The organism is Selenomonas sputigena, assembly GCF_026015965.1.
Lineage (GTDB): Bacteria > Bacillota > Negativicutes > Selenomonadales > Selenomonadaceae > Selenomonas.
This window is the reverse complement of record NZ_CP110383.1, coordinates 542,869-567,371: the sequence shown is the minus strand read 5'-3', so window position 1 is coordinate 567,371 and position 24,503 is coordinate 542,869. Positions and strand designations below refer to the sequence as shown.

Annotated in this window: 22 protein-coding genes and 2 riboswitches; of the genes, 4 read left to right on the top strand and 18 right to left on the bottom strand. The window is 56.2% G+C overall.

Annotated features, from left to right (window positions below; genetic code table 11):
* Window positions 1–26 precede the first annotated feature (26 nt).
* Both OL236_RS02695 and OL236_RS02690 read right to left on the bottom strand, forming a co-directional pair.
* A complete protein-coding gene (locus OL236_RS02695) occupies window positions 27–1,010 on the bottom strand; it encodes an ABC transporter substrate-binding protein (RefSeq protein ID WP_265071213.1) in 984 nt (327 codons plus the stop codon).
* Window positions 1,011–1,189: 179 nt separating this feature from the next.
* Window positions 1,190–1,367, bottom strand: a riboswitch (cobalamin riboswitch).
* A 146-nt stretch (window positions 1,368–1,513) separates the two neighbouring features.
* Window positions 1,514–1,915, bottom strand: a complete 402-nt coding sequence (locus tag OL236_RS02690) for a hypothetical protein (RefSeq protein WP_265071212.1) — start codon at window positions 1,913–1,915, stop codon at window positions 1,514–1,516.
* 379 nt (window positions 1,916–2,294) lie between these two features.
* On the opposite strand from OL236_RS02690, the gene OL236_RS02685 reads away from it, so the two are divergent.
* Window positions 2,295–2,810 carry a DNA-deoxyinosine glycosylase gene (locus OL236_RS02685; RefSeq protein WP_265071211.1) on the top strand — a complete coding sequence of 172 codons (516 nt, stop codon included), beginning with the start codon at window positions 2,295–2,297 and terminating at the stop codon, window positions 2,808–2,810.
* A 69-nt stretch (window positions 2,811–2,879) separates the two neighbouring features.
* Here OL236_RS02685 and OL236_RS02680 read toward each other — a convergent pair whose 3' ends face one another.
* From OL236_RS02680 to rny, 6 genes are all read right to left on the bottom strand, one after another.
* Entirely contained in the window at window positions 2,880–3,713 is an 834-nt protein-coding gene (locus tag OL236_RS02680; protein ID WP_265071210.1) for an Asp23/Gls24 family envelope stress response protein, read from the bottom strand.
* Window positions 3,714–3,794: 81 nt separating this feature from the next.
* Complete coding sequence (locus OL236_RS02675; RefSeq protein WP_009646380.1) at window positions 3,795–4,625, bottom strand: PHP domain-containing protein; 831 nt, start codon at window positions 4,623–4,625, stop codon at window positions 3,795–3,797.
* Window positions 4,626–4,662: 37 nt separating this feature from the next.
* Complete coding sequence (locus OL236_RS02670; RefSeq protein ID WP_009646475.1) at window positions 4,663–4,923, bottom strand: stage V sporulation protein S; 261 nt, start codon at window positions 4,921–4,923, stop codon at window positions 4,663–4,665.
* 178 nt (window positions 4,924–5,101) lie between these two features.
* Window positions 5,102–5,878, bottom strand: coding sequence for a TIGR00282 family metallophosphoesterase (locus OL236_RS02665; RefSeq protein ID WP_198003332.1), 777 nt, complete (start codon window positions 5,876–5,878; stop codon window positions 5,102–5,104).
* A gap of 139 nt (window positions 5,879–6,017) precedes the next feature.
* Window positions 6,018–6,548 (bottom strand): hypothetical protein, encoded by a 531-nt coding sequence (locus OL236_RS02660; RefSeq protein WP_009646514.1) that lies wholly within the window; start codon window positions 6,546–6,548, stop codon window positions 6,018–6,020.
* Window positions 6,549–6,653: 105 nt separating this feature from the next.
* Window positions 6,654–8,198: a ribonuclease Y gene (rny, locus tag OL236_RS02655; RefSeq protein WP_265071209.1), complete on the bottom strand. Its 1,545-nt coding sequence runs from the start codon at window positions 8,196–8,198 to the stop codon at window positions 6,654–6,656.
* Between the two features lie 245 nt (window positions 8,199–8,443).
* Between rny and OL236_RS02650 the strand changes: the two genes are divergently transcribed.
* Window positions 8,444–9,472 carry an AI-2E family transporter gene (locus OL236_RS02650; protein WP_265071208.1) on the top strand — a complete coding sequence of 343 codons (1,029 nt, stop codon included), beginning with the start codon at window positions 8,444–8,446 and terminating at the stop codon, window positions 9,470–9,472.
* A 5-nt stretch (window positions 9,473–9,477) separates the two neighbouring features.
* On the opposite strand, the gene OL236_RS02645 is transcribed toward OL236_RS02650, so the two are convergent.
* The 7 genes from OL236_RS02645 to ileS form a co-directional block, all read right to left on the bottom strand.
* Window positions 9,478–9,777, bottom strand: coding sequence for a DUF2442 domain-containing protein (locus OL236_RS02645; protein ID WP_264919355.1), 300 nt, complete (start codon window positions 9,775–9,777; stop codon window positions 9,478–9,480).
* 12 nt (window positions 9,778–9,789) lie between these two features.
* On the bottom strand, window positions 9,790–10,056 hold the full coding sequence (locus tag OL236_RS02640) for a DUF4160 domain-containing protein (RefSeq protein ID WP_264919356.1): 267 nt from the start codon (window positions 10,054–10,056) through the stop codon (window positions 9,790–9,792).
* A 108-nt stretch (window positions 10,057–10,164) separates the two neighbouring features.
* Window positions 10,165–11,472, bottom strand: a complete 1,308-nt coding sequence (gene thiC, locus OL236_RS02635; RefSeq protein WP_265071207.1) for a phosphomethylpyrimidine synthase ThiC — start codon at window positions 11,470–11,472, stop codon at window positions 10,165–10,167.
* Window positions 11,473–11,579: 107 nt separating this feature from the next.
* Window positions 11,580–11,683, bottom strand: a riboswitch (TPP riboswitch).
* Window positions 11,684–11,700: 17 nt separating this feature from the next.
* The gene (locus OL236_RS02630) at window positions 11,701–12,762 is read right to left on the bottom strand and encodes an HD-GYP domain-containing protein (RefSeq protein ID WP_265071206.1); all 1,062 of its coding nucleotides are present in this window, start codon (window positions 12,760–12,762) and stop codon (window positions 11,701–11,703) included.
* Window positions 12,763–13,093: 331 nt separating this feature from the next.
* Window positions 13,094–13,444 carry an Hpt domain-containing protein gene (locus tag OL236_RS02625; RefSeq protein WP_265071205.1) on the bottom strand — a complete coding sequence of 117 codons (351 nt, stop codon included), beginning with the start codon at window positions 13,442–13,444 and terminating at the stop codon, window positions 13,094–13,096.
* A gap of 52 nt (window positions 13,445–13,496) precedes the next feature.
* Window positions 13,497–13,913, bottom strand: a complete 417-nt coding sequence (gene tsaA, locus OL236_RS02620; protein WP_265071204.1) for a tRNA (N6-threonylcarbamoyladenosine(37)-N6)-methyltransferase TrmO — start codon at window positions 13,911–13,913, stop codon at window positions 13,497–13,499.
* 19 nt (window positions 13,914–13,932) lie between these two features.
* Window positions 13,933–17,049: an isoleucine--tRNA ligase gene (ileS, locus tag OL236_RS02615; protein WP_265071773.1), complete on the bottom strand. Its 3,117-nt coding sequence runs from the start codon at window positions 17,047–17,049 to the stop codon at window positions 13,933–13,935.
* A gap of 503 nt (window positions 17,050–17,552) precedes the next feature.
* Between ileS and OL236_RS02610 the strand changes: the two genes are divergently transcribed.
* Entirely contained in the window at window positions 17,553–19,505 is a 1,953-nt protein-coding gene (locus tag OL236_RS02610) for a methyl-accepting chemotaxis protein (RefSeq protein ID WP_009646443.1), read from the top strand.
* Between the two features lie 93 nt (window positions 19,506–19,598).
* On the opposite strand, the gene OL236_RS02605 is transcribed toward OL236_RS02610, so the two are convergent.
* From OL236_RS02605 to OL236_RS02595, 3 genes are all read right to left on the bottom strand, one after another.
* Window positions 19,599–20,927 (bottom strand): MATE family efflux transporter, encoded by a 1,329-nt coding sequence (locus OL236_RS02605; protein WP_265071203.1) that lies wholly within the window; start codon window positions 20,925–20,927, stop codon window positions 19,599–19,601.
* 160 nt (window positions 20,928–21,087) lie between these two features.
* Window positions 21,088–21,300 (bottom strand): type II toxin-antitoxin system RelB/DinJ family antitoxin, encoded by a 213-nt coding sequence (locus OL236_RS02600; RefSeq protein ID WP_265071202.1) that lies wholly within the window; start codon window positions 21,298–21,300, stop codon window positions 21,088–21,090.
* A 55-nt stretch (window positions 21,301–21,355) separates the two neighbouring features.
* Window positions 21,356–23,014 carry a DUF4153 domain-containing protein gene (locus OL236_RS02595; protein ID WP_265071201.1) on the bottom strand — a complete coding sequence of 553 codons (1,659 nt, stop codon included), beginning with the start codon at window positions 23,012–23,014 and terminating at the stop codon, window positions 21,356–21,358.
* 189 nt (window positions 23,015–23,203) lie between these two features.
* Between OL236_RS02595 and uraA the strand changes: the two genes are divergently transcribed.
* Entirely contained in the window at window positions 23,204–24,463 is a 1,260-nt protein-coding gene (uraA, locus tag OL236_RS02590; RefSeq protein WP_265071200.1) for a uracil permease, read from the top strand.
* Window positions 24,464–24,503: the final 40 nt, after the last annotated feature.

Genomic DNA, 24,503 nt, shown 5'->3' with positions numbered 1-24,503 from the left:
CTCCTCCTTGATGATTTGATGAATCCTTATTCCACCGCCGAGAGATGCTCTTCACGCCCTTGGGCGAAAGCGTCTCCGTATGCGCGATAGGCGATTTCCTGCACGCCGAGCACGAAGTCCTGCGAGCAGTTGTAGATATAGGCTTCCGTCGGCTCTTCGAGGCGATGTTCGCGGATGGCCTTGACCGTCTGCAGAGACGGATCATCGAAGTATTCCTTGCGGAACTTGTCGACGTCAAATTTCCCATGGTCGTTGTACGTCGGCACGAAGAGGATGTCGGGATTGATCTCGACGAGCTGCTCCTTCGTCATGACCTGCCCGTCGCGGATGCCGAGCGCCGACCTGCCGTTCTTCACGCCCGCATAACGGCAGGCGTCGTCAAAGCTGGAGCCGATGCCGCCATAACCCGACATCAAGGAAATCAAGACGACGGTCTTGCGCTCGCTCTCGGGGATGGCGCTGACCTTCTTCTCTATGCCTTTGAGATGCTCGTCCATCATCGCAAGGAGCTTCTCCCCGCGCTCGGGCACGCCTGCCGCCTGTGCGAGAAGCACGATCGTCTCCTTGATCTCGGCGAGATTCCTCGCGCCCTTGCAGACGACGACGGTAAGCCCCGCTTCACGAAGTGACGGCACGATGGCGAGATCCCCCCAGTTAGGCACGATGACGAGATCGGGCGAGAGTGCGACGAGTTCTTCAACTGTCGGATTGCCGACGCGCTTTTCCACCTTCTTCGCAAGATCCACAACATTCGAGCTTACAGGATCGTCGAGGAGGCCGTTTACCGCCGCCATATCCTCGGGCGGCACAAGACCGAGCATGACCTCGTCCGTGCTCATCGAAAGCGTGACAATGCGATGTGGCCGCGCAGGCACGGTGACGACCGTACCTTGGCTGTCCGTGACCGTATAGCTTCCCGCGCCGCCCTGCGCCGCCTCCGGCGCTGTACGACACGCCGTCAGCAGCAGGCAGACAACGACTAGGACTATGGCAAAGAAACTTTTCTTCAAGCCCGTTCCTCCTCCCACCGCCTACGACAAAGCTTCGATAGCGGTGAAATCCAACTTTCTGCGAGGAAAATCATCCATAAAAAAGAGCCTTCCTCCCTCGAAGAGAAAAGCTCCCTCCTACAGCGGCACGAAGGCGCACACAGGCACAGAAGAATCCCCTTCCCATCGATCGCAGGTCAAACGGTGATTGTCAAGCAGGCAGTTCTCCTGGCTCGGTTCATCGCTCGGCTGCGCCTTCCCAGGGCAACGCCCCAGTGACATCCTTGCAGCTTCGCTCCCCTCACAGTGGCGGGACCGCTCCGGCATATCCGGATTTTCTCTTAAACCCTTGCGGGTACCTGCTCCACAGCGGAGATTTTCCGCTGTCCTTCATGAAATTATGAATACACTGTTTCACCGCCTATGCTACCGCAAAACTCTCGGCTTGTCAATGCACTTCGGCGAGAACGACAAGGGGCTGCCAAAAGGCAGCCCCTTCGCTTCGTCTCTTATGAAAGCTATGCTCAGCCCAACGACTGCAGAAGCATCGCTGCACTCGCTCCGCTCGCAGCACCAGTTCGACCGTTCAACTCAGCTTCTTTCGCGCCCCCAATGTGCTCTGTCCTCGTGCTGATGACCGTCGAATCCTTCTCGGCAGTCGTTGCCTTCGTCTTGTTCTCCGAAATGATTTCCGTCCCACGATAGACGGTGACGAGCACGGAACCGTCTGCCATCACCTTCGTCACGGTCGTCGTTTCTTCCTCGTTCTTATCGCCAGAATTTTCGCCGCGAGGCGCACCGCCGCCCGTTTCCATCTGCCGCAGGATGGCGGAAAAAGCATCCTGTGCCGCCTCGGACTTCTTCTTGTGCACCGCGCCTACAGCAGATGCGAGACCATGCCCGCCAAGTTTCTCGATCATGTTCATAGAAAACACCTCCAATTTCTATGTCGAAAGAATCGGAGAATTCCTTAAGGCGCTTCCTTTTCGGGAATCTTTCCATGAATATTGGATGTGTGCTATAATATAGACGGTGCTACTACAACGGTGGCGGTCGATTCTTAGCCCTCGAAAGGGGGCGTTGCTTATGGCGATTAATGATTTGATTGCGTTGCTCTTGGTAACGCTTTTCATCCTTATCGTTCTGAAAGCATAAGAAAACCCGCCTAGTCTTTGCCGGAAGAGGCGGGCTTTCTTAACCCAAATTTCTCTAGCGGGGCTGACCGTTACCAGTAGCACCCTTTCTACGCTTATTATACGACGTAAAGGCAGATTCGTCAAATTCCACTGCAAAGGAGTCCTGCTCATGCCCGCTTCTTCCTTCACCTGCGTCGGCTTTCCTCCGAGCATCGACGCAAACTGTACGCATATCATTCTCGGCTCAATGCCGGGCGCGGCGTCGCTCAGGGCGCAGCAATACTACGCCTACCCGCAGAATCGCTTCTGGCGGCTCATGGCGTATCTGTTGGAGGGCGGTGAGCCACCGCAGGACTATACGGCGCGGCTTCAAATGCTGCTCCGCCACCATATCGCGCTTTGGGACTCCATCGCCTCATGCGAGCGCGAAGGCAGCTTGGACTCAGCGATTCGCGCGGCAAAGCCCAACGACTTCACCGCGCTCCTCGCGCATTATCCGCGCCTCTCCACCTTCTGCCTGAACGGCGGCAAATCGGCCGATACTTTTCGCCGTGCCAACAAGTCGCTCCTGAAACGCGACGATCTCACCTTTCATGCGCTGCCCTCGACGAGCGCAGCCAACGCGCGCTGGCGCTTCGACGATCTCGTAAAAGCATGGAAAAAGGCGCTCCCCCTCGAAGAGTAAGGGGAGCGCCTTTCTTCTCGATGAGCAGGCGGCGCACAACGTCCACAAAGCGAACGTTGCGCGTACAGATTACGCTTCGATATAAAGCGCCTGCACCATGATGTCGACCTCGCGCACGAAAAGTCCCGTCATGTATTCGACCTTCGTTCTCACACGCTGCTGCGTCTCCTTGATGAGTGTCGGAATATGGCTGCCGTAGGTCAGCACGACGGAACAGGAAATCTCAAGGCCGCGATCCTCGTCGCCTTTCCAGACGTGGCGCACGCGCACAGAACCGACCTCCGAGATGTATTCCTTCTCATGCACGATGCGCACGACCATCTCGCGAATTGCCAGATCGTCGATGATGAGCTTGCCATAATAGCTGAACACCGGGCGCACGATGGACTTCTCGCCGAGTTTGCGGCGACGCGTGCGGTTGCGGCGGAAAAAGGACTGGATGGGATCGATGAGGAAGCCCGAAGCATGAGGCTTCAGCTCGATCGTCGGAACGGGTATGATGTGCTTGCCCTGCTTCAGTCGGCTGTCCCGCGCTTTTTGCATCTCACGCTGCGTCGCGATGTCTTCGATGTGGATGATCTGTTCGATCGTCGGCAGTTTCAGTATGCGCACGATCTTATAGACCATGTTCTCGGAAGTCCCAAGGATGAGGATGCGATGCGGCCTGCACTCGGCGATAGCAGAACGCACTTCTTCCGCATGTCCGGGCAGAACGAAAATGGCGCGGCGCACCGCCATGATTTTGCTCTTCTCCATCTTGGCGGAAGAACCGGCGACGATCTTGCCGTCCTTGATCAGGATGCCGTCATCAATGATGGCGTCCGCCTGATGCTGATGCGCCACGAGCAAGGCGCGGTGACTCTTGCCTGTGCCGCTCGGACCTACGAATGCTATGACGTCCATATCTTTCTCTCCTGCTTCTTTAAGAAACTAAAGCGAGGGAATTTTCCTGCGAAATCCTTGCAAAAAGGACAGTCGGTCTCTCTAAAGATTCATTCTCGGCTTATACAGCTTCTCCGCGAATGAATCCTCCACCGTGAAGATGCCAAGTTCCTGCGGATAGCGCGAAGCAAAGCCGTGGAAGTCCGAGCCGCCCGTCACGAGCAGATGGCGGCGCTCCGCCATACCGAGATAGCGCTGCGTATCGACCGTATCGTGCTGCGGATAAAATGCCTCAATGCCCTCGATGCCGAGGTCGAGCACATGCTCGACGAGCGCGTCGTCACCGACAAGCTTCGGATGAGCGAGGACGGGCGTACCGCCCGCATTCTTGATCAGCGCGACGATTTCTTCCGGCTCTAGGCGATAGTGTGAAACATAAGCGGGACGGCCTTTGGAAAGCACAGCATCGAACGCCTCGCGTACGCTGGAAAAACAGCCTTTGAGCACGAGAGCCCGTCCGATGTGCGAGCGGCTGATGGATTTGCTCGTGCCTGCTACCTTCAGCACATCCGTTTCCGTAATGCCGTAGCCAAGCTCCTGCAGCTTCTCCACCATCTCAGCGAAGCGACTCCAACGCGCCTCTCCCACATCGTTCAGGCGGTCGAGGAGATCGCGGCGATAGATGTCGACATTGTAGCCGAGGATATGGATTTCCCGCTTTTCATGATGGGCGCTGAACTCAATGCCCGGTATGATGCCGATGCCCTTCGCAGGCAAAAGCCCTTCCTCATAAAGATGCGTGACGCCGTCCACGGTATCATGATCCGTGATTGCGATGTAGCGAAGCCCCGCTTCCTTCGCCGCCGCCACAAGCTCCTCGGGCGTCATCTTTCCGTCGGAATATGACGTATGCGTATGCAGATCGCTGGACACTGGAACCTCACTCCCTTGCTGAACCCATGCAAAGCCCTCAACGCGGCTCTACGATGAGTTTGATCGCCGTGCGCTCCTCGCCGTCGATCTCGATATCGGCGAAAGCAGGAACGCAGACAAGATCGATGCCGTGCGGCGCGACAAAGCCGCGCGCAATGGCGATTGCCTTGACGGCCTGATTCAGGGCGCCTGCGCCGACCGCCTGCATCTCGGCCGCGCCTGATTCCCGAATGACTCCGGCCAAAGCCCCCGCGACAGCGTTCGGATTCGACCTCGCTGAAACCTTCAAGACTTCCATGATCGCCTTCCCTCCCAAAAATCCCTGCAGCGTCTTTCTGCCGATTCAGATTTTTCATTCATTATCAGAAGAACCGTACACCTTATCTCTCCATGTATTCTATACAAAAAAGAAAAATCCTGCTGCCAAGGAAGCACGGATAAATTCAGCCGTCCATTTTCATTTTATCCGCGCTCTTCTAGCCCTTCTTCATGATGCGCTCGATGGAGAGCGTCCGATTCGTCGCATCGTCCACCTCGACGATCACGGCACTGTAGACGACAGGGCCTTCCGCCACCTCAAAGCGCACGGGGCGGCACGTCGTAAACTTCTCCAGCACGCGGTCGACGCGCACGCCGAGCACCGAGTCCCACGGCCCCGTCATGCCGAGATCCGTGATATAGGCGGTACCGCCCGGCAGAAGGCGCTCGTCCGCCGTCTGCACATGCGTATGTGTGCCGACGACGGCATTGACGCGTCCGTCGAGATACCAGCCCATCGCAGCCTTCTCCGAAGTCGCCTCCGCATGGAAATCGAGAAAGATGACGTCCGCCTCGTCACGAATCTCGCGCAGGATTCTCTCGATCTTTTGAAACGGACAATCCATATCGGGCATGAAGACGCGGCCGGACATATTGATGACGGCGATGTTCTTCGCGCGATGAGGATAGATGCAATAGCCTTTCCCCGGCGCTCCGTCTGGGTAATTGGCGGGTCGGATGAGAAAAGGCTCGTCGTCGATGAACTCCAAAACGTCCTTCTTGTCCCAGACATGATTGCCCGACGTCACGACGTCGGCGCCCCCATGGTAGAGCGCATCGAGCGACTTGCGCGTAAACCCCTTGCCCCCCGCAGAATTTTCCCCGTTGACGATGACGATGTCCACCGCCTTTTCCTTGCGGATTCCCGGTGTGAAGCGACTGAACGCCTCCCTGCCCGCTCTGCCGCAAACATCTCCAACCAGCATGACTCTCAAAACATAACCACCTCTCGTGCGCCCGAGGTCTTCCCCACGGGCACGAATCTTGTGGACACGTTCTCGTACTCACGCGCCTTCAACAAACGACAAGCGGCACTCCTGCCGCTTGCGTCATATTTTCTTTTTGCCGGACGGCTTACTTATTGAACACCATGACGCGGCCTTCCTCACGGATGCCGATCATGCGATCAGACATGCGGCTGCCCTTGAGGCTGCCGATGATGTGGTCGATCGCCTCCTCACGCAGAAAATTGTCCTCCTCGTAGCCGTCGCGCGTCTCATCGGAAACGAGTGCGTCGCCGAAGCGTTCGTACATGAGGTCTGCCAGAAGGGCGATCTCGCCGCGGGAAAGCGTGCGGACATCGCGCAGGACACGAAAGAACGCCGTATTCCCCTGTCCTTCGAGAGAAAAATCAATCTCCCCCGGAATCAACCCTTCAAGGTCGTGGTATGTGAGAATACTTTCCTCAAGAAACGCCGCCGTCTCCTCGAATTCCTGCCGAGGAGGAACCTTCGTCAGGGTGAAGGAGAAGTACAGAGCCTCCTTTTCCGGTTCATAGCTCACCATGCCGATCTCCGGATAACAGACGAGAATGGACACCAACAGATTGATCCCATCCTTGTTCGGCTTCTTCGCACTTGTCATGAATCTGCCCAAAGCAAACACCTCGTTTCCCTAATCACAGCCAGAATACTCGCGGTACGCCTTGCGCCGCTCTTTCTAAAAACCAAGGGTGCTGAGAAGCATCCTCCCAACACCCCTATTATACAACTATTTGGCGTAATCAACAACGCGCGTTTCGCGAATGATCGTCGCCTTGATCTGACCCGGATATTCAAGCTCCGACTCGATCTTCTTCACGATGTCGTGCGCGAGCGCTACCGATGCCGTATCGTCGACCTTCTCGGGCTTGACCATAACGCGCACTTCGCGCCCCGCCTGGATGGCGAAGCAACTGTCGACGCCATCGAACGACTCGGCGATCTCTTCGAGACGTGTCAGGCGCTTCAGATACGCTTCCAGACTCTCGCGGCGCGCGCCCGGCCTTGCCGCCGACACGGCGTCCGCCGCCGCGACAAGCACGGCTTCGACCGTCGTCGGCTCCACATCGCCGTGATGCGCACTAATGGCGTTGATCACGTCCTTGTGCTCGCGGTACTTCTTCGCAAGATCGGCGCCGATCGTCACATGCGATCCCTCGACCTCGTGATCAACCGCCTTGCCCACATCGTGCAGCAGGCCGCTGCGCTTTGCGAGCATCACATCAGCGCCGATCTCCGATGCCATGACGCCAGCGAGATGAGCGACCTCGATCGAGTGGTTGAGCACGTTCTGTCCGTAGCTCGTGCGATAGCGCAGACGTCCGAGGAGCTTCACAAGCTCGGGATGAAGCCCGTGTACGCCCGTTTCAAATGTCGCCTGCTCGCCCGCTTCCTTGATGCGTTGGTCAACCTCACGCTTTGCCTTCTCGACCATCTCCTCGATGCGCGCCGGATGGATGCGCCCATCCGTCACGAGCTTCTCCAGTGCGATGCGAGCCACTTCGCGGCGCACCGGGTCGAAACCCGAAAGGATGACAGCCTCGGGCGTATCGTCGATGATAAAGTCGATTCCTGTCAGCGTCTCAAGCGTGCGGATGTTGCGCCCCTCGCGTCCGATGATGCGACCTTTCATCTCATCGTTCGGCAGCGAGACCACGGAAACCGTCGTCTCCGCCACCTGATCGGCAGCACAGCGCTGGATGGCAAGTGAAACGATGTCGCGCGCACGCTTGTCCGCCTCATCCTTCGCCTGCTGCTCGTAATCCTTGATCATCAGAGCCTTCTCGTGCTTGAGCTCTTCTTCCGCCTCCGTCAGGAGCATCGTGCGCGCTTCCTCCGCCGTCAGGCTCGAAATGCGCTCCAGCTCTTCCTTCTGCTTGTCGCGAAGCTCATTGATGGACGCGCGCGTGCGGTCGATCTTCGCTTCCTTGCTCAAGAGGACTTCTTCCTTCTTCTCCAAGGAATCGAGCTTGCGGTCGAGATTCTCTTCCTTCTGCACGATGCGGCGTTCCTGCCGCTGCAGCTCACTGCGCCGATCCTTTGTATCGCGATCAAGCTCCTGGCGGAGCCGATGAATATCCTCCTTCGCCTCAAGCAAAGCCTCTTTCTTCTTGGACTCGCCCTTGGCCTCCGCCTCGGCAACGATCCGCCTCGCCTCATCTTCGGCAGAGCCGATCTGCGCCTCCGCAGCTCTCTTGCGCAGCAGATAACCGCCGCCCACGCCGGCGATCAACGAGAGAATGACCGCCAAAACTATCTCAATGATAACTAACACCTCCTAAGTCGTTCAGGATTCGCCAAGACTCTTCTTCGACTCTTCCTTCTATGATATGTTTTTCGTATGTGGCTAAAAACTATACTTTCCTATTGTATGCTGTTTCCCATGTCCTGTCAAGAATTATCCTCCAAGGCCCCCCTAAAGCCCTAGGGAGCGACGATAAAAAATTCCCCGTCCCATCTCTTCGTGCAGGAAATTTTCCCATTCTCTATAAATATATAAATAGAAAAGGAGGCTTCCCCATGCATCTGGCAAACTACCGCACATCCATCATCCTGGGCATCACCTTTACGCTCCTGCTCTCTGCCTTCTGGTTCTTCCCCGATCTCGCATTCATCATTTTCCTCTCGCTCCTCCTGCAGCTCCTCCTGCAGCCGCCCGTCGATTTTCTGCAGCGCAAGAGGGTGCCGCGCACACTTGCGGCCGGCCTTGTCGTCATTGCCTTCATCGCACTTCTCACAGGAATGATCGTCCTGCTCTCGCTCTCCTTCGTTCCTACCTTCCGCAACTTTGTCACCGACTTGCCAACCATCACCCTGAGCCTGCAGAACATTCCTTTCGTGCCAGATTCCGAGTTCCTGCGCAGCGAACTCAGCGACGCTCTCGCCAACCTGCGCAGTCTGAGCACGGATCTGCTGAAATCCTCTCTGTCCTTCCTCTTAGAAATCTTCGGCAAGTTCATGGCGTTCGTCATCATCATCTTCGTGACCTTCTATCTTCTTAAGGACGGCAAGAGCATAAAAATCTGGCTTGCAGGACTCTTCCCGCAAGCCTCAAGAAGACGCGTACTGAACCTCTTTAATGACATCCTTCGCGCATTGCGCGTCTATATCTTCAGCCAGATTGTCATGTGTGCCATCACGGGCACGGTCGTCTTCCTCTACTTCGAGTTCGCCGGCCTTCCCTACGCCTCTGTCTTCGCGTTCCTCTCTGGGGCGGGCGAGTTCATCCCCGTACTCGGCCCGACTGCCGCCTCGGCGTTCGGCGTCTTCTTGACCGCTACCGAGTCGAGCGCCCTCGTGCTGCAGACCGTCCTATTTTACATCGTGCTCACGCAGATCAACCACAATTTTGTCTACCCTCTTCTCATTGGCAAATCCCTAAATCTCCACCCGGTCGCCATCATCCTAGGCGTCATCTTCGGCGGTGAGATCCTCGGACCCGCCGGCATGTTCCTCGCCGTCCCCTTCATCGTCATCGTAAAGCTCGTAATCGCCGACATCTATCGCGATCAGCAGGAATTGGGAAAGCAGCGTGAGGGAGATATATGAGACTTCTAGATAACTTGAGAGGAGCTATACGGATAACTCCTTTCATAAAGAGCCTCCGGCGCTATATCGATCTCACCATTCTGCCAAACAAGGATACCGTCTTCCACTTTCGCGCTCCGAAACACTGCATTATCAGCCAAAGGGGCATAGACAGGGTATTGCAAAAGTTCAGCCGCATCGAAAACGCGTACCTCCCCAGTGGAAAACGTCACGAGCATATAAAGATTCTGCAGTATTCGGAAATCCCTGACATAGATTCCTTCCTTCATTTCTCCAGCATAAACAATTCCATTGATAATATACACAAGGCACCCCTCCTATCGCAAAGGTTCGATCTTGTCAAAATGTAAGCCGCGAACAGCTTTGTTCCACGCAGCATACAATTCGTCTTCATGAATACACAGCCATGCCGTAAGAATCTTCAACTGCTTTGCAGGCAATGAACCTGCAAGCATTTCACCGTCGATTCCGACCGACGCCTTGAAATCGCCATAAATCACATGAACGTGAGGTTTATGATGTTGGTCATTGTCAAGAAACAACATTTTAATAACCATGCCCATAAAGCGACTAATTTCCGGCATCCCAATCCGCTCCCTTAACCTTGTTCATTTGTTCACTTCCTCCATTATAAGACATTTCTTCAGAAAACAACAGCCTGCCGCAAAATACGGCAGGCTCTTTTCTTATTCTCAGTCGCAGCAGCCTCCGGCAGGCTTGTCGAAATACTTCTGGATGATCTCCACCGCGCAGTAGTCACCGCACATGGAACAGGCGCCTTCACCCGCGTCATTTCTCGCCTCGCGACGTGCCCGCGCGCGCGCCGGATCGATGGCGAGTGCGAGCTGTGCCTCCCAGTCGAGCGCCTTTCGCGCCTCCGCCATCTTCCGATCCCACTCCGCTGCACCCGGTACACCCTTGACGATATCCGCTGCATGTGCGGCAATGCGGCTTGCGATCACGCCGTCGTGTACATCCTCCGACGTCGGCAGGCAAAGATGCTCGGCGGGAGTCACATAGCAGAGGAAGTCCGCGCCGCTCACGGCGGCGAGCGTACCGCCGATTGCCGCCGTAATGTGGTCATAGCCCGGCGCGACGTCCGTCACCAAGGGACCAAGGACGTAAAACGGCGCATTGTGGCACAACCTCTTTTCGAGCTTCATGTTCGCTGCGATCTGATCAAACGGCATGTGCCCCGGCCCTTCCACCATGACCTGTACGCCGCGCTTCCACGCGCGGTCAACGAGTGCGCCGAGGTTCACGAGTTCCGTGATCTGCGCACGATCCGTCGCATCAGCAAGACAGCCGGGACGCAGGCCATCGCCCAGACTGATTGTCGAATCGTACGTTTCACAGATGTCTAGAATATCATCGAAATGCGTGTAGAGAGGATTTTCCTTCTCATTGTAGAGCATCCAGCCCGTGATGAAAGAGCCGCCGCGGCTCACGACGTCCATGACACGCCCCTCTTCACGCAAATTTCGTACAGCCTCAAGCGTCAGACCGCAATGCAGCGTCATGAAGTCCGCTCCATCCTTCGCCTGCCGCTCGATCGTCTGCAAGATGTCATCCGCCGTCATCTCGACCACGGCGCCGTGCCGCTTGATCGCCGTGACCGTCGCCTCGTAGAGCGGCACCGTGCCGACCATGACGGGCGAATGTGCAATGATGCGCCGCCTCGACTCGTCGATATTGTCGCCCGTCGAGAGATCCATGACGGCATCCGCTCCCGAGCGCACGGCTTCATCGAGCTTTTCCAATTCCGGCTCAATGTCAGGGAACGTGCTCGATGTGCCGATGTTCGCATTGACCTTCGTGCGCAGTCCCTCGCCAACGCCCGCCGGCTTCAGCCCCGTGTGATTGACGTTGGCACAGATGGCGACCGCTCCCCTTGCCACACGCTCGCGAATCATCTCCGCCGTCAGCTGCTCCGCCTCTGCCACCTGCCGCATGGCGTCGGTGATCTTTCCCTCTCTTGCATGCTGCATCTGCGTTGCCATAATATTCCTCCTTGCAAATTGCACAAAACTATTTTCTCTCGGCGAATCCACAGCAGAGCAACAGCAAAAAGGAGCTGCCCGCAAAGTGCGGCAGCTCCCTCAAGATTCCTAGAAAACCACCACTTCCCTACGCAGGTATTACCCCAACAGGTTCCAAGGGTCGACTCCGTCATGCGCGAGTCTCTCAGCAAATGCTCCCCCAGTGGATTCATATTCTTTTTATTTTTCTTATTTCGGATTGTATTCGATGATCTTGATATTCTTATGCTCGTTCAAATCGACGACCTGATCCTGCGTGATGCGAATGAGCGGATGCGCCGCAAAGTCTTCGGGATAGCCGACGAGGATGCCTTGGAGACCGTTGCTCAAGGTGACGGTCGAGCCGAGGAACACATGCTTGATGTTGTTGAGGAACGGCATGCAGACAGCGGGATCGAGCTTGCTGAACATGTCCTCGGAAATCTGCGCGATGGCGCTGAACGGCGTCTGCTTCACATAGCCTTCACGCTCCGTCGTGATGTTGTCGTAGATGTCCGCGACGGCAATGATGCGCGCATACTCATGGATGTCCTTGCCCGTGAGTCCCGACGGGAAGCCCGATCCGTCCATGCGCTCGTGATGCTGCAGCGCGGCGAGACGCACGCCCTCGGAAACGTCCTTGTTGGCACTGAGGATATTGAAGCCGTCGCGCGCATGATTGCGGTACGCTTCGAGGTCTTCGCCCTTGAGCGTCTGGATGTTCTTTTCCAAAAGGCGCTCCGTAAACTTCGTCTTGCCGATGTCGTGCATGAAGCCCGCCATGATGATGTCATGCGTCTTCTTCTGCGGAATGCGCATCCACTTGGCGATGACGCCTGCGAGGATGGAGACGCGCAGCGAATGATTGTAGACGTCGCTCGCGAGATGGTTGAGTTCATACAAATAGTCAATGGCGCCGCTCTGCTTCGACATGGGCGCAAGATCTCGCTGCACCATCGCCGTCGTGCGCTCGACGGGCACCTCGTTGTCCTTGGCGACAGATTTGAAGATGTCCTGCGCTTCGGAGACAACTTCCTTGTATGCAGCGACGAAAGCATGGCTACGCGTCAACGGCTCACCGACGACAGGCGTCGTCGTCAGTTCGAAGTCGTCCTTGACATAGACGGCCGGTATATTCAAGAATCCCAAACGCGTGATATGCGCCTTCGTCAGAACGGTGTTCTCCGAGAGCACGACGATCATGTTGTCGTTGACGATGGTGCGCGCCAAGGTCATTCCAGGATGCAGATCCTCGATGGATACGGCTTTCAAAGCAAACTCCTCCTTTGGGAAACGGCATATATCATGGGAAGCGCTGATAAAATGAAGTCGTCCAGATTTGCACAGATGTGCTCGTTCTGTCTAGGAGACAAACCGCAGGCGTAGCAACAGCTACGTTGAGGATTTGTCGACGACGAGAGGACAGCACAGATGTGTGAAGATGGACAGCTGAATTTATCCGTGATTCCCATAGTCGCGTTTCTTCCGTACATGAATCGATTCGGAATTCATCCGAATACTTTCTCTATGCTTAATTCTCTACAAAAGTCGGAAATCCTTTATCGTACTGGGAAATTCTTTCCTTTTTGTAAGAACCGACTTTTTACCCATTCTGCCGAATCGCGTCGCACACCTTTTCGTGGATTTCACGCACCTCGTAAATCAAAGGCCGGATTTCCTCCACCTCCTTGCCCGAGCGAAGCTCTTTGCCTATCGCATCCGCCAGCGCCGAGAGTTTGACGAGACTGAGATTCGCTGCCGTCCCCTTCAACGTATCGATGGCCTTCTCCGCCATGGAGATGTCGCCCATTTCGATACCTGCCCAGAATTCCTGAAAAGAGCCGTCATAGAGGAACTTCGACAGAAATTCAAGGTAAAGCGCCTCGTTTCCCATGAAACGCTCCAAACCTTTGGCATAGTCGATGCCCGCCGCCCTGCACGTCTCTTCTTTCAAGAAACATCCTCCTTTCGCCAACGCTTCCAACCAACTATTCCGCGCGTCCAAGTCACATGCCGCCGCTTTTGCCACTTGCCAGACCAACCGCATCGACATACGGCTTGATGTCGACGACAGCGCTGCCGTCCAAGGCGTCGAGATGGCGCACGAAGAGCCTCCTTCCCTCGCGCCGCAGAAGTTTCACGGCGCAGAGCGACAGGGGATTCGGGCGATGCGGCGAGCGGCATGCGAAGACGCCGCAGGAACGCGTGCCGCTCGGCGGCGTCGTCACTAGGCGGTCGCGCTCGGCGAGGTGCGCCCAGTAGAGCACCGTGAGCCATTCGCTCTCTTCGACATGCTCCAAGGCGGGCGCATACGCCTCATCGATTTCGATGACAGACTCCTCCTCGCTGAAAAATCCCTGGCGCGGTATCTGCTGCAAACTCTTGTAGGGACTGTGCACCACGCCGATGCGCTGCAATTCCATCCAGCTTCCTCCCCTCGCTTCACTCGACCTTGAGCGTCAGTTTCTCGCCGTTGATGTTCCACGCCTTGCCTTCCGGCTCCTTTTCATAGGAGATTGCGTCGGCGAGCGTGATGCGCTTGATGTACTCCTCGTTCTTCGCCATGAGCGCTGCGATCTTATCGTTGCCTCCCGCCGTGATCTTGATGTGGTCGGTGACCTCGAAGCCGTTCTCCTTGCGCATCGTCTGCACCTTGCTGACGATCTCGCGCACGAAGCCCTCCTCGATGAGCGCAGGGCTCAAGGTCGTCTCCAGGGCGATCGTGACCGCGCCGTAGCGCTCCGTGACGAAGCCTTCCGTCTGCGCCATCGACACCTCGACATCTTCGGCCTCCAGCGTGACTTCACCCGAAGGGAGCGCGAGCTTCAGCTTGCCCGTGCGGTCAAGCTCGTCCTTTGCCTCGTGCCCATTGACTTTTGCGAGAGCCGCCTTGACCTCGCCGATCCTCTTGCCGACCTTCGGCCCCAAGACCTTGAACTGCGGTTTGAAGCTGTAGCTTAGGAACTCTTCCATGTCGTCCTTGAAGACGACTTCCTTGACGTTCAGCTCGTTCTCGACGATCTCGCGGAAGAAGTCGTCGAGCGCGTGCGCCGCCTTGACGAACATCCTGCCGATGGGCTGACGGTTCTTGATGTTCGCAGCGTTTCGCGCCGCACGCCCCAGGACGACGATCTCAAGAACGATCTCCATGTTGTCTTCCAGCGATGCGTCGATATACTCTTCATGCACGGCAGGGAAATCGCAAAGATGGATGCTCTCGGGCGCCTCCTTGTCGATGCTGCAGACGATGTTCTGATAAATGGCCTCCGTCATGAAAGGGATCATCGGCGCGGCGGCCTTCGCCGTCGTCACGAGCGCCGTGTAGAGCGTCATATAGGCATTGACCTTGTCCTCGCCCTCGCCCTTCGCCCAGAAGCGCTCGCGGCTGCGACGCACATACCAGTTGCTCAGTTCATCGACGAAGCTCTGCAGGGCCTTCGCCGCTTCTGTGACCTTGTAGGCGGCGAGATTTTCGTCGACCGCCTTGACCATCGTGTTGAGGCGCGACAGAATCCACTTGTCCATGACGGCGAGCTTTTCGTAGTCGAGCGCATGATCGAGCGGATTGAAATTGTCAATATTGGCATAGAGCACATAGAAGGCATAGGTATTCCACAGCGTGCCCATGAACTTTCGCTGCCCTTCCTGCACGGCACCGTCGTGGTAGCGGTTCGGCAGCCACGGTGCGCTGTTCTCATAGAAGTACCAGCGGATCGCATCCGCACCGTGCTTCCTCAGCGCATCCATCGGATCGACGGCGTTGCCCTTCGACTTCGACATCTTTCGGCCGTTCTCGTCCTGCACATGGCCGAGGACGATGACGTTCTTGTACGGCGCCTTGTGAAAGAGCAGCGTCGAGATGGCGATGAGCGAATAGAACCAGCCGCGCGTCTGATCGACGGCCTCGGAGATGAAGTCCGCCGGGAAGCGGCGCTCAAAGATTTCCTTGTTCTCGAACGGATAGTGCCACTGCGCAAAGGGCATCGAGCCGGAATCGAACCAGCAATCGATGACCTCGGGCACGCGGTGCATCTTTCCGCCGCACTCGGAGCAGCGGATCGTCACGGCGTCGACGTAGGGACGATGCAGCTCAAGCTCCTCCGGGCAGTTGTCCGACAAGGACTTCAGCTCTTCGATCGAGCCGATCGAATGCTGGTGTCCGCAGTTGCACTCCCATATATTGAGCGGCGTGCCCCAGTAGCGGTTGCGGCTGATGCCCCAGTCCTGCACATGCTCAAGCCAGTCGCCGAAGCGTCCCTTGCCGATGCTCTCAGGAATCCAGTTAACCGTGTCGTTGTTCGCAATCAGTTCGTCGCGCACCGCCGTCATCTTGATGAACCACGACTCGCGTGCGTAGTAGATGAGCGGCGTGTCGCAGCGCCAGCAATGCGGATAGCTGTGCTCGAAGACGGGTGCCTTGAAGAGAAGCCCCTTTTCTTTCAAGTCCTGCAAGATCAGCGGATCGGCGTCCTTGACGAAGACACCCGGCCAGTCCGTGTCCGCCGTCATCTCGCCCTTTGCGTCAACGAACTGCACGAAAGGCATGTCGTACTTGCGGCACACGCGGTTGTCGTCCTCGCCGAACGCCGGCGCCGTATGGACGATGCCCGTGCCGTCAGACGTCGTGACATAGTCGTCGCAGATGACGAAGAATGCCTTCTTCTTGATTTTTCCCTCGGCATACGGATAGAGCGGCTCATAGTCACGGTACTCAAGCTCCTTGCCCTTCATGCGCGCGAGAACCTCACGTTCGCCCTCGACACCCTCGAAGACCGCATCGACGAGCGCTTCCGCGAGATAGTAAACGGTATCGCCGACACGCAGCTTTACGTAGGTCACATCGGGATTGACGCAGAGGCCGAGGTTCGACGGCAGCGTCCACGGCGTCGTCGTCCAGGCGAGGAAATACGCGTCCTCCCCCTTCACCTTAAACTTGACCATGGCGGAGCGCTCTTTGACATCCTTATATCCCTGCGCGACCTCGTGCGAGGAAAGCGGCGTGCCGCAGCGCGGGCAGTACGGCACGACCTTGTATCCCTTGTAGAGCAGACCGCGCTTCCAGATCTCCTTCAAGGCCCACCACTCCGACTCGATGAAGTCGTTCTCGTAGGTGATGTACGGATGCTCCATATCGGCCCAGAAGCCGACGACATCGGAGAACTCCTCCCACATGCCCTTGTACTTCCAGACGGATTCGCGGCACTTCTTGATGAAAGGCTCCATGCCGTACTTCTCGATCTGATCCTTGCCGTCGAGTCCGAGCGCCTTCTCCACCTCAAGCTCCACAGGCAAGCCATGTGTGTCCCAGCCCGCTTTTCTAAGGACGCGTTTTCCCTTCATCGACTGGTAGCGCGGCAGCATGTCCTTGATGACGCGCGTCAGCACATGGCCGATGTGCGGCTTGCCGTTCGCCGTCGGCGGCCCATCGTAGAACGTGAAGTTCTCCTTGCCTGCGCGCTGATCAATCGCCTTCTGGGCGATGTCGTGCGATTTCCAGAAGTCTTCGACCTCCTTCTCGCGCTCAACAAAATTCAATGTCGTGTCTACCTTCTTGTACAGCAAGATTTTCCCTCCTATAAAAAAGCCTCCATCCCGAAACAGGATGAAGGCGTACTTTCCTGCCAGCTTTCTTTCAGCATTTCATATCCTTTTTCCAACCCTAATGATAACGCAAAACAACAAAAAAGCCAAGTGTAATCTTCCAAGAAAGCTGCGCACACAAATGTCCGCTTTAAGAATATTGTGGCTGGTCATATAGAAACCCAAGCCATCCGTCATACCTTCGACTTGACTTATCGACTTGATGGTAATTTTTCCTCCTTCTTTTTGCCAAAAAACCCAACAAATTCTTTCTATGGGAGATTCCTCGTATTTTATATATCGTCGGCAGGAAAACAGAATCTAATCTCGTAATAAGGATATAAGAGAATACGAGTCAATTTCCTTATATTCTATCGTATTCATCATGACGAGTCTGCCATGAACACTTGGAAAGTCGAACGAAAGATAATCCTTTTGCCGATATCCAAGATGCAGCAAAGGAAAAGAAAGGAGTCACTATCATGAATTTGAAAACAAGGATGATCGCCCTGATTGGCACGCCTGTCCTCTTGGTCTTCATCGTCATGGCCGGCATCGTCTATGAGATCCTCATGGATTCCATGGAACAGGAAATGACAGAAATGGCAACCCATCACGCGAGCGACATCAACGGCAAGCTAATCGGCAAGAAAGAAATGCTCGCCGCCGTGACGCGCGCTTGGGATGCGAAGCTTCCCTCATACGAGGACATGCAGACGACGGCGAACTATTTTGCCAACAAAAACGGCATCGGGGATTTCTTCATCGGCTTTCCAAACCAGCCCTTCATTGACGGCGCGGACAAGACATCGGATCCCACCTTCGATGCGACGGGACGCGCCTGGTACAAGGATGCAGCAGGCTCTCAGGACGTCATGATCTCGAAGATCTACCTGACCAAGACCGATCACAAGCCCGTCGTGAGCTTCAGCTCGGCGTTTCGCCAAAACGGTCAGGTCGCAGGCGTCGCGGGCTTCGACCTATCGCTCGAGGCCGTGAAAGATTTCGTCTCCGCCATCAAGGTCGGAGAAACGGGCGGCGCCTTCCTCCTCAACGAGGACGGCAACTTCATCTCGCACAAGTCGAAGACAATCGACGACACGATTCTCGATCAGAAGGAACACGCTGACGCGATCAAAGCCTTCTTCAAAGGCAAACCAACCATCGCCTCATGGAGCGAGGACGGCACGACGATGCTCTTCGCTTCCGCTCCTGTCGGCGATACGGGCTGGGTGCTCGTGCTCGAAGTGCCGAAGTCGGAAATCCTCGCTCCGATCATGAAGATGGGCGCGATCGTCGCCGTCGTCATCCTCCTTTCGATCGCCATGCTCATCGCCATCATCCTCTACATCACGCGCTCGATTGCAACACCAATCACGGAACTCGGCAAGATCGCCGAACAGGTGGCAGAAGGCAATCTGTCGCACAAGTTCAGCGACACCGATCGTCAGGATGAGATCGGACGACTGCATCAGAGCTTCGCCAAGATGTCCAAGAACCTGCACGACCTCGTGCAGCGCTCCCTCAAAGCTGCCGATCAGCTCGCCGTATCCTCCGAAGAATTGACCTCATCGGCTGGCCAATCCGCCAACGCTTCGCAGAGCGCGGCGGAAGCTGTAACCCACATCGCCCAGAGCGCACAGCAGCAAAATGACATCGTCGACCGCTCCATCGACTCTGTTAACACAATGTCCGATGAAATGGGCAAGGTCGTCAATGTTATTCACGATGTCGCCGCCTCCGCCGCCGAGACGCACAAGGCTACGACGGAAGGCCAGAGCGGTCTTCATGTCGCCGTCGAGGGCATGGAGACCATCAACGGCAGCACGAAAGAGGTTGCCGATGCTGTCAACTCTCTCTATGAAGGCTCGAAGCGCATATCCGAGATCGTCGAGATGATCACCCAAATTGCCAGCCAGACAAACCTCCTCGCCCTAAACGCTGCCATCGAAGCTGCACGCGCCGGCGAATCGGGCAAGGGTTTCGCCGTCGTCGCTGAAGAGGTGCGAAAGCTCGCCGAGCAGTCGGAAACAGCAGCGCAGCAAATCACGACGCTCATCACGGAAAACTCCTCTCAGATCGAGCGCACCTTCTCCATCATGCAGCAGCAAAAGGAGCGCGTCGGCGAGGGCGTAACGCAAGTCAATGAAGCGGGCAAGAAGTTTGACCGCATCGCCGAACTCGTACAAGAACTGTCCGAGCGCGTCACGAGCATCGAGACGTTGGCGCAGCGCGTGCGCCAGGGCAGCGCACAGACCGTCTCCTCCGTACAGGAAATCAAGAACGCCTCGAACGATGTGCGCAAGGAGGCCGAGAATGTCTCTGCTGTCTCTGAGGAGCAGGCCGCATCAACGCAGGAAATCGCTGCAGCGAGCCAGACACTGTCGCAGCTCGCCCACGAGCTGAAGGAGACCGTCGGTCGCTTCCACGTCTGACGTTGTTTCCGACAAAACGAAAAACGCGAAAAAACTCGGTCGAATTTCGCCTTTGACCGAGTTTTTTTGTGCAGGGGATCATGTTTTCTTTCTCTACGTCAGGCGCATCACCTTCAGATGCTTCAAGTAGAAACGGTACAAAAGATAGAGAAACAGCGACGTCACCATCCAACTGATCGGATAGATGACCATGAGCGTCTCGAACGTCGGACGATGCGGGAAGACGAGCCATACCCACGAGAGACGCACACCGCAGATGCAAACGAGCGTGACAAGAGCCGGCATCAACGAGTAGCCGTAGCCGCGCATCGAGCCGGAGAAGATGTCGATGAATACGGAAAAGATCTCGGGCACGACGACGTAGATGATGCGTATGACGCCGATCTCGACGACGGCAGGATCGCCGTTAAAGATGCGCAGCAGCGGGCGCATGAAGAGAAGGATGAGTGCGCCGAGAACGAGCATGGCGACGATGTTCAGGCGAAGACTCCAGCGCGTGACCTCGCGGCAGCGCGGCAGATTTCCCGCACCGTAGTTCTGGCTGACGAAGGTCGTGCACGCCTGCTGAAAGGCCGCAATCACGCAGTACATGTTGATCTCGATTGTGAATGCCGCCGCAGACGCCGCCATGACCTCCGCGCCGAGACTGTTCAAAGCCGCCTGAATGACGAGGTTCGCAAAGCAAAAGACCATGCCCTGCACGGCAGCGGGCATACCGATGACGAAAATGCGCTTCGTATGGTGACGGCGCACGCACAGGAGGCGGAAATCGAGCCGCAGGACACCCTCTTCGCGGCGCAAGGCGTGGATGAGCAGGGAAGCCGCCACGAGATACGAGAGCACCGTGCCCCACGCCACGCCGTCAGCACTCAACCCCAGGACGAGCACGAAGCCCAAGTCAAGGACGACATTGAGAGCGCTCGCCGCCAGGAGCGCAATGAGCGGTGTGCCCGTATCTCCATGACTTCGGAGAATCGCCGAGGCAAAATTATAGACGCTCATAAAGGGCATCCCCATAAGAAATACGCGCAGGTAAAGCTCCGCCAGCGGCATGACGGCATCGGGCACGTCAAGCAGGGAAAGCAATGGCGCAGCGAAAAGCTCGCCCAGCAAGGTCACGCCTATGCCTGCAAGGATCGAAAGTGCAAGAGCCGTATGGACGGCACGGCTCGCCTCCTTGAGGCGACGTGCGCCGATGTACTGTGCGATAACGACATTGGCGCCGAGCGAAAGTCCGAGGAAGAGCGTCACAATGAGTCCGACAATGGGCACGTTGTTGCCGACTGCCGCCATCGCCTCCGTCCCAACGAAGCGACCGAGCACCGCGACGTCCGCCGCATTGAACATTTGCTCCAAAATGCCCGTCAAAGCGATGGGCAGGGCAAAGACGATAATCTTATCCCACAGCGAACCTTCAAGCATATTGATTTCTCTTCGATGAATCCCCAGCAAAAAACTTCCTTCTTCCCTTCAAACTTCTCCGTCAATCATCATAGTGTTCCTTATTCTCCTCACTGTAAACTACACGCACAAACGTCCACTTCGTGGACATTGTGCGCCGCCCTTACAGAAACCTAGCCAATCAGTCTGCGCCTTCGGCTTGACTTCTTGGGGTTTCATGGTAAAAATGGTCGCCTGCCGATACGCGAAACGGTATGGCACGGTCTTTGACCAAACGCTTGAGAAAAATCGTCATGGCAGATGACATGGTCAAGCCCATTTCCTCACAGACAAGTTCCGCCTGCTTTTTAAGTTCCGGATTCATACGAACAGTAAACGTAGCATTTGCTGCCATATAATCAGCTCCTTTCATTACAATTATATAACAAAATACAAACATTGTTAACCATTTAGCGCCTCAAAAGCACACCCTTGATTTGCGCCGTTATATCCTCTCTGCCCTTATGGCTGCGGACGGACAAGCCGACATCATACAGCCAAAGGCAAGTGTTTTCATCTATATCGATCCTAAGCTCCCGCATGAATTTTCCCGTTCCCCTCGCATCCTCCTTGTGCGCGTATGCCAAAAGCTCCTTGAGATACACAGAAACATCGAATCGTTCCTTTGTTCCGTCGCCCTTGTCCACGAAAATCACGCCATCCTCCACAGCAGGATTGTCAATCCGATAAGCTTTCTTCCAACCCTCTACAGGAATGTAGACAGGATTTTCCGCTTGGAATTCGAACCATTCGGTAGTTTTTCCCCTCTTCTGCATCCCACGCAGTTTCGCAAGCGTCTCACGCATGCCCGGCGTTTCGAGAAACGATGTCTTCTTCTGATCGGTCAGATACTCCGAAGCGCTCAAGAGCCTGTCACGCGCCCCCTCAGAGAGTGCAGGATTCTCCACGACCTCGCCATCCTGCAGCATGCTGTTTTCCTCAAGCACGCCCCAAAGACGCGCTTCCTGCGTGCGAAGCGGCACATCGACGATATTGAGCGGCGTCAGCGTGCATGCGGCAATCATGAGTGCCAAGACGAGAAACGCAGGACGCGGCGAGCTGCGCAGGAAAGCAAGCACGAGCAAAAAGATACCAAAAATCGTGCAGAGGATCGACGTATAGCGCAGCACCGTCAGGCCGTACGGCTCGACTCGCTGCCAAACAGCGACAGTCTGCACCGCAAGGATCGGCAGAAAGAGCAAAAGACCCCAGCGCAGGAAACGCTGCAGCAGCGAATAGCGTGCATCATTCGCAAAGCAGAAGAAAAACACGCTGAAGGCTAGAAGAGCCAACGAGGCAAACCAATTCATCATGCCGACGGGCATCTCCCATGCATAGATGATCTTTGCCACATAGAGATAGAGAATAGCGAGCAAGAGCAGATAGACCGGCCAAAGCACGTGCACGAGAAGCGCACGAAAGAGCACGGGAGTCTCCGTCGTCTTCCCCCGATCAGGCAGGCTAGCGAGAAAGATCTGCACCGCGATGAAAAGATAGGAAAATTCCACCATGAGGAAATGCAGCATCGCCTGCAGTCGAAATTCCAAAGAAAAAATCAGCGAATCGAATGCTGTCAAGCAGATACCCAGAGATATGAGCAAAAGTGTGCCGACAAGCCATGCCTTAGAGATTGCAAAAAACACGGCAAGTGGCGGATTCTCGCCTTCGTTCTGCGGCTCAAGACAATAAAGACCGACAGACACAAAAACAAGCGCCGGCCCTGCCGTCTTGAGCAGAATATAGGAATTCGTCCAATCATGTCCCTGCACAAGAATGAAGAAAAACACAAATACGACAACCGTCAGCAGTGCCTCGAAGCCATGCCGCTCCTGTCCGCGCCTCTCCAAGAATAACCGCAGGGCGACAGCGAAGATGCAGCCGATCACCGCCGCTGCCGCCGCGCAACCAATCTCCTCCGTATACCAATCTTGCATCTCATACACATGGCAGTACGTAAGCACGCCCACGCAAACAAACAGTACAACATCAAGAATCATCGCCGTGCGAAAGCGCTGATAGCCGCCCTGCACGGACCGACAAAGTCTCTGACCCATGTCCTTTACGCCCATACTTGCACCTCCACCATCACCGCCCTATCCCTTCTTTGCCTATTCGCCTTCCGTTTCATTCTTTCCTGCTGCACACACATTATACTTGGATTCCAAAAGCGTCCGCATCGTCAAATAATCCATTAGACAAAGCGCTCATTCTGTGCTAAATTCTTCTTTGGTATAACTATCTTCCAAAGGAGCATTTTCATGACACAAAGAACCATTGCCCCCGAGGAGCGGCTGCCGCTCCTCCAGACGATCCCGCTTTCCCTGCAGCACCTCTTCGCGATGTTCGGCTCAACGGTGCTCGTGCCGATCCTCTTCCATGTCAACCCCGCGACCGTGCTGCTCTTCAACGGCATCGGCACACTCTTCTATCTGATCCTCTGCAAGGGCAAGATCCCCGCCTATCTCGGCTCAAGCTTCGCCTTTCTCTCGCCCGTATTCCTCGTGCTCGCCGACTACAGCTACGAGGCGGCGCTCGGCGGCTTCATCGTCGTAGGCATCGTCTTCTGCCTCGTGAGCTTCATCATCCATGCCATCGGCACGGGCTGGATCGACGTGATCTTCCCGCCCGCCTCCATGGGCGCGATCGTCGCCGTCATCGGACTTGAGCTCATGCCGACGGCGGCGAAGATGGCAGGTCTGACCGATGCCGAGGCGGATCCGACCGTCGTCTTCGTCTCCATCGCCACGCTCGCCGTCACGATCTTCGCTTCCATCGCGTTTCGCGGCTTCCTCGCCATCATCCCCATCCTCATCGGCGTCATTTCGGGTTACGTCATCGCCTATGCAGCGGGCATCGTCGACCTCTCCGCTGTCGAGAGCGCCCCGTGGTTCGCCATCCCGACCATCTACACACCGAAATTCGAGCCGGGTGCGATCCTCATCCTCCTGCCGGCTTCCATCGTCGTCATCGTCGAGCACATCGGCCATCTCATCGTGACGAACAACATCGTCGGGCGCAATCTCACGAAGGATCCGGGACTCGACCGCTCGCTTCTCGGCAACGGCATATCGACGATTTTCTCGGGCTTCTTCGGCTCAACGCCGAACACGACGTACGGCGAGAACATCGGTGTCCTTGCCATCACGAAGGTCTATTCGACATGGGTCATCGGCGGCGCCGCCGTCTTCGCCGTCGCGCTCTCATGCCTCGGCAAGCTCGCCGCACTCATTCAGAGCATCCCGACGCCCGTCATGGGCGGCGTCTCCATGCTGCTCTTCGGCGTCATCGCCGCCTCAGGCATCCGCATCCTCGTCGAATCCAAGGTAGACTATGGCAAGCCCACGAACCTCCTGCTGACCTCTATCGTCATGGGCGTCGGCGTATCGACGGCAAGCCTCACGCTCGGCACGGTGACGCTCAGGGGCATGTCGCTCGCGACCGTCATCGCCATCATCCTCTCGCTGTCCTTCCGTCTCATCTTTCGGCTGCGCCGCGAAAAGAGCGTAGCAAGCGAATAGGCAATATTGAAAGAAAAGAACCCGACGTTTGCCGTGCGTC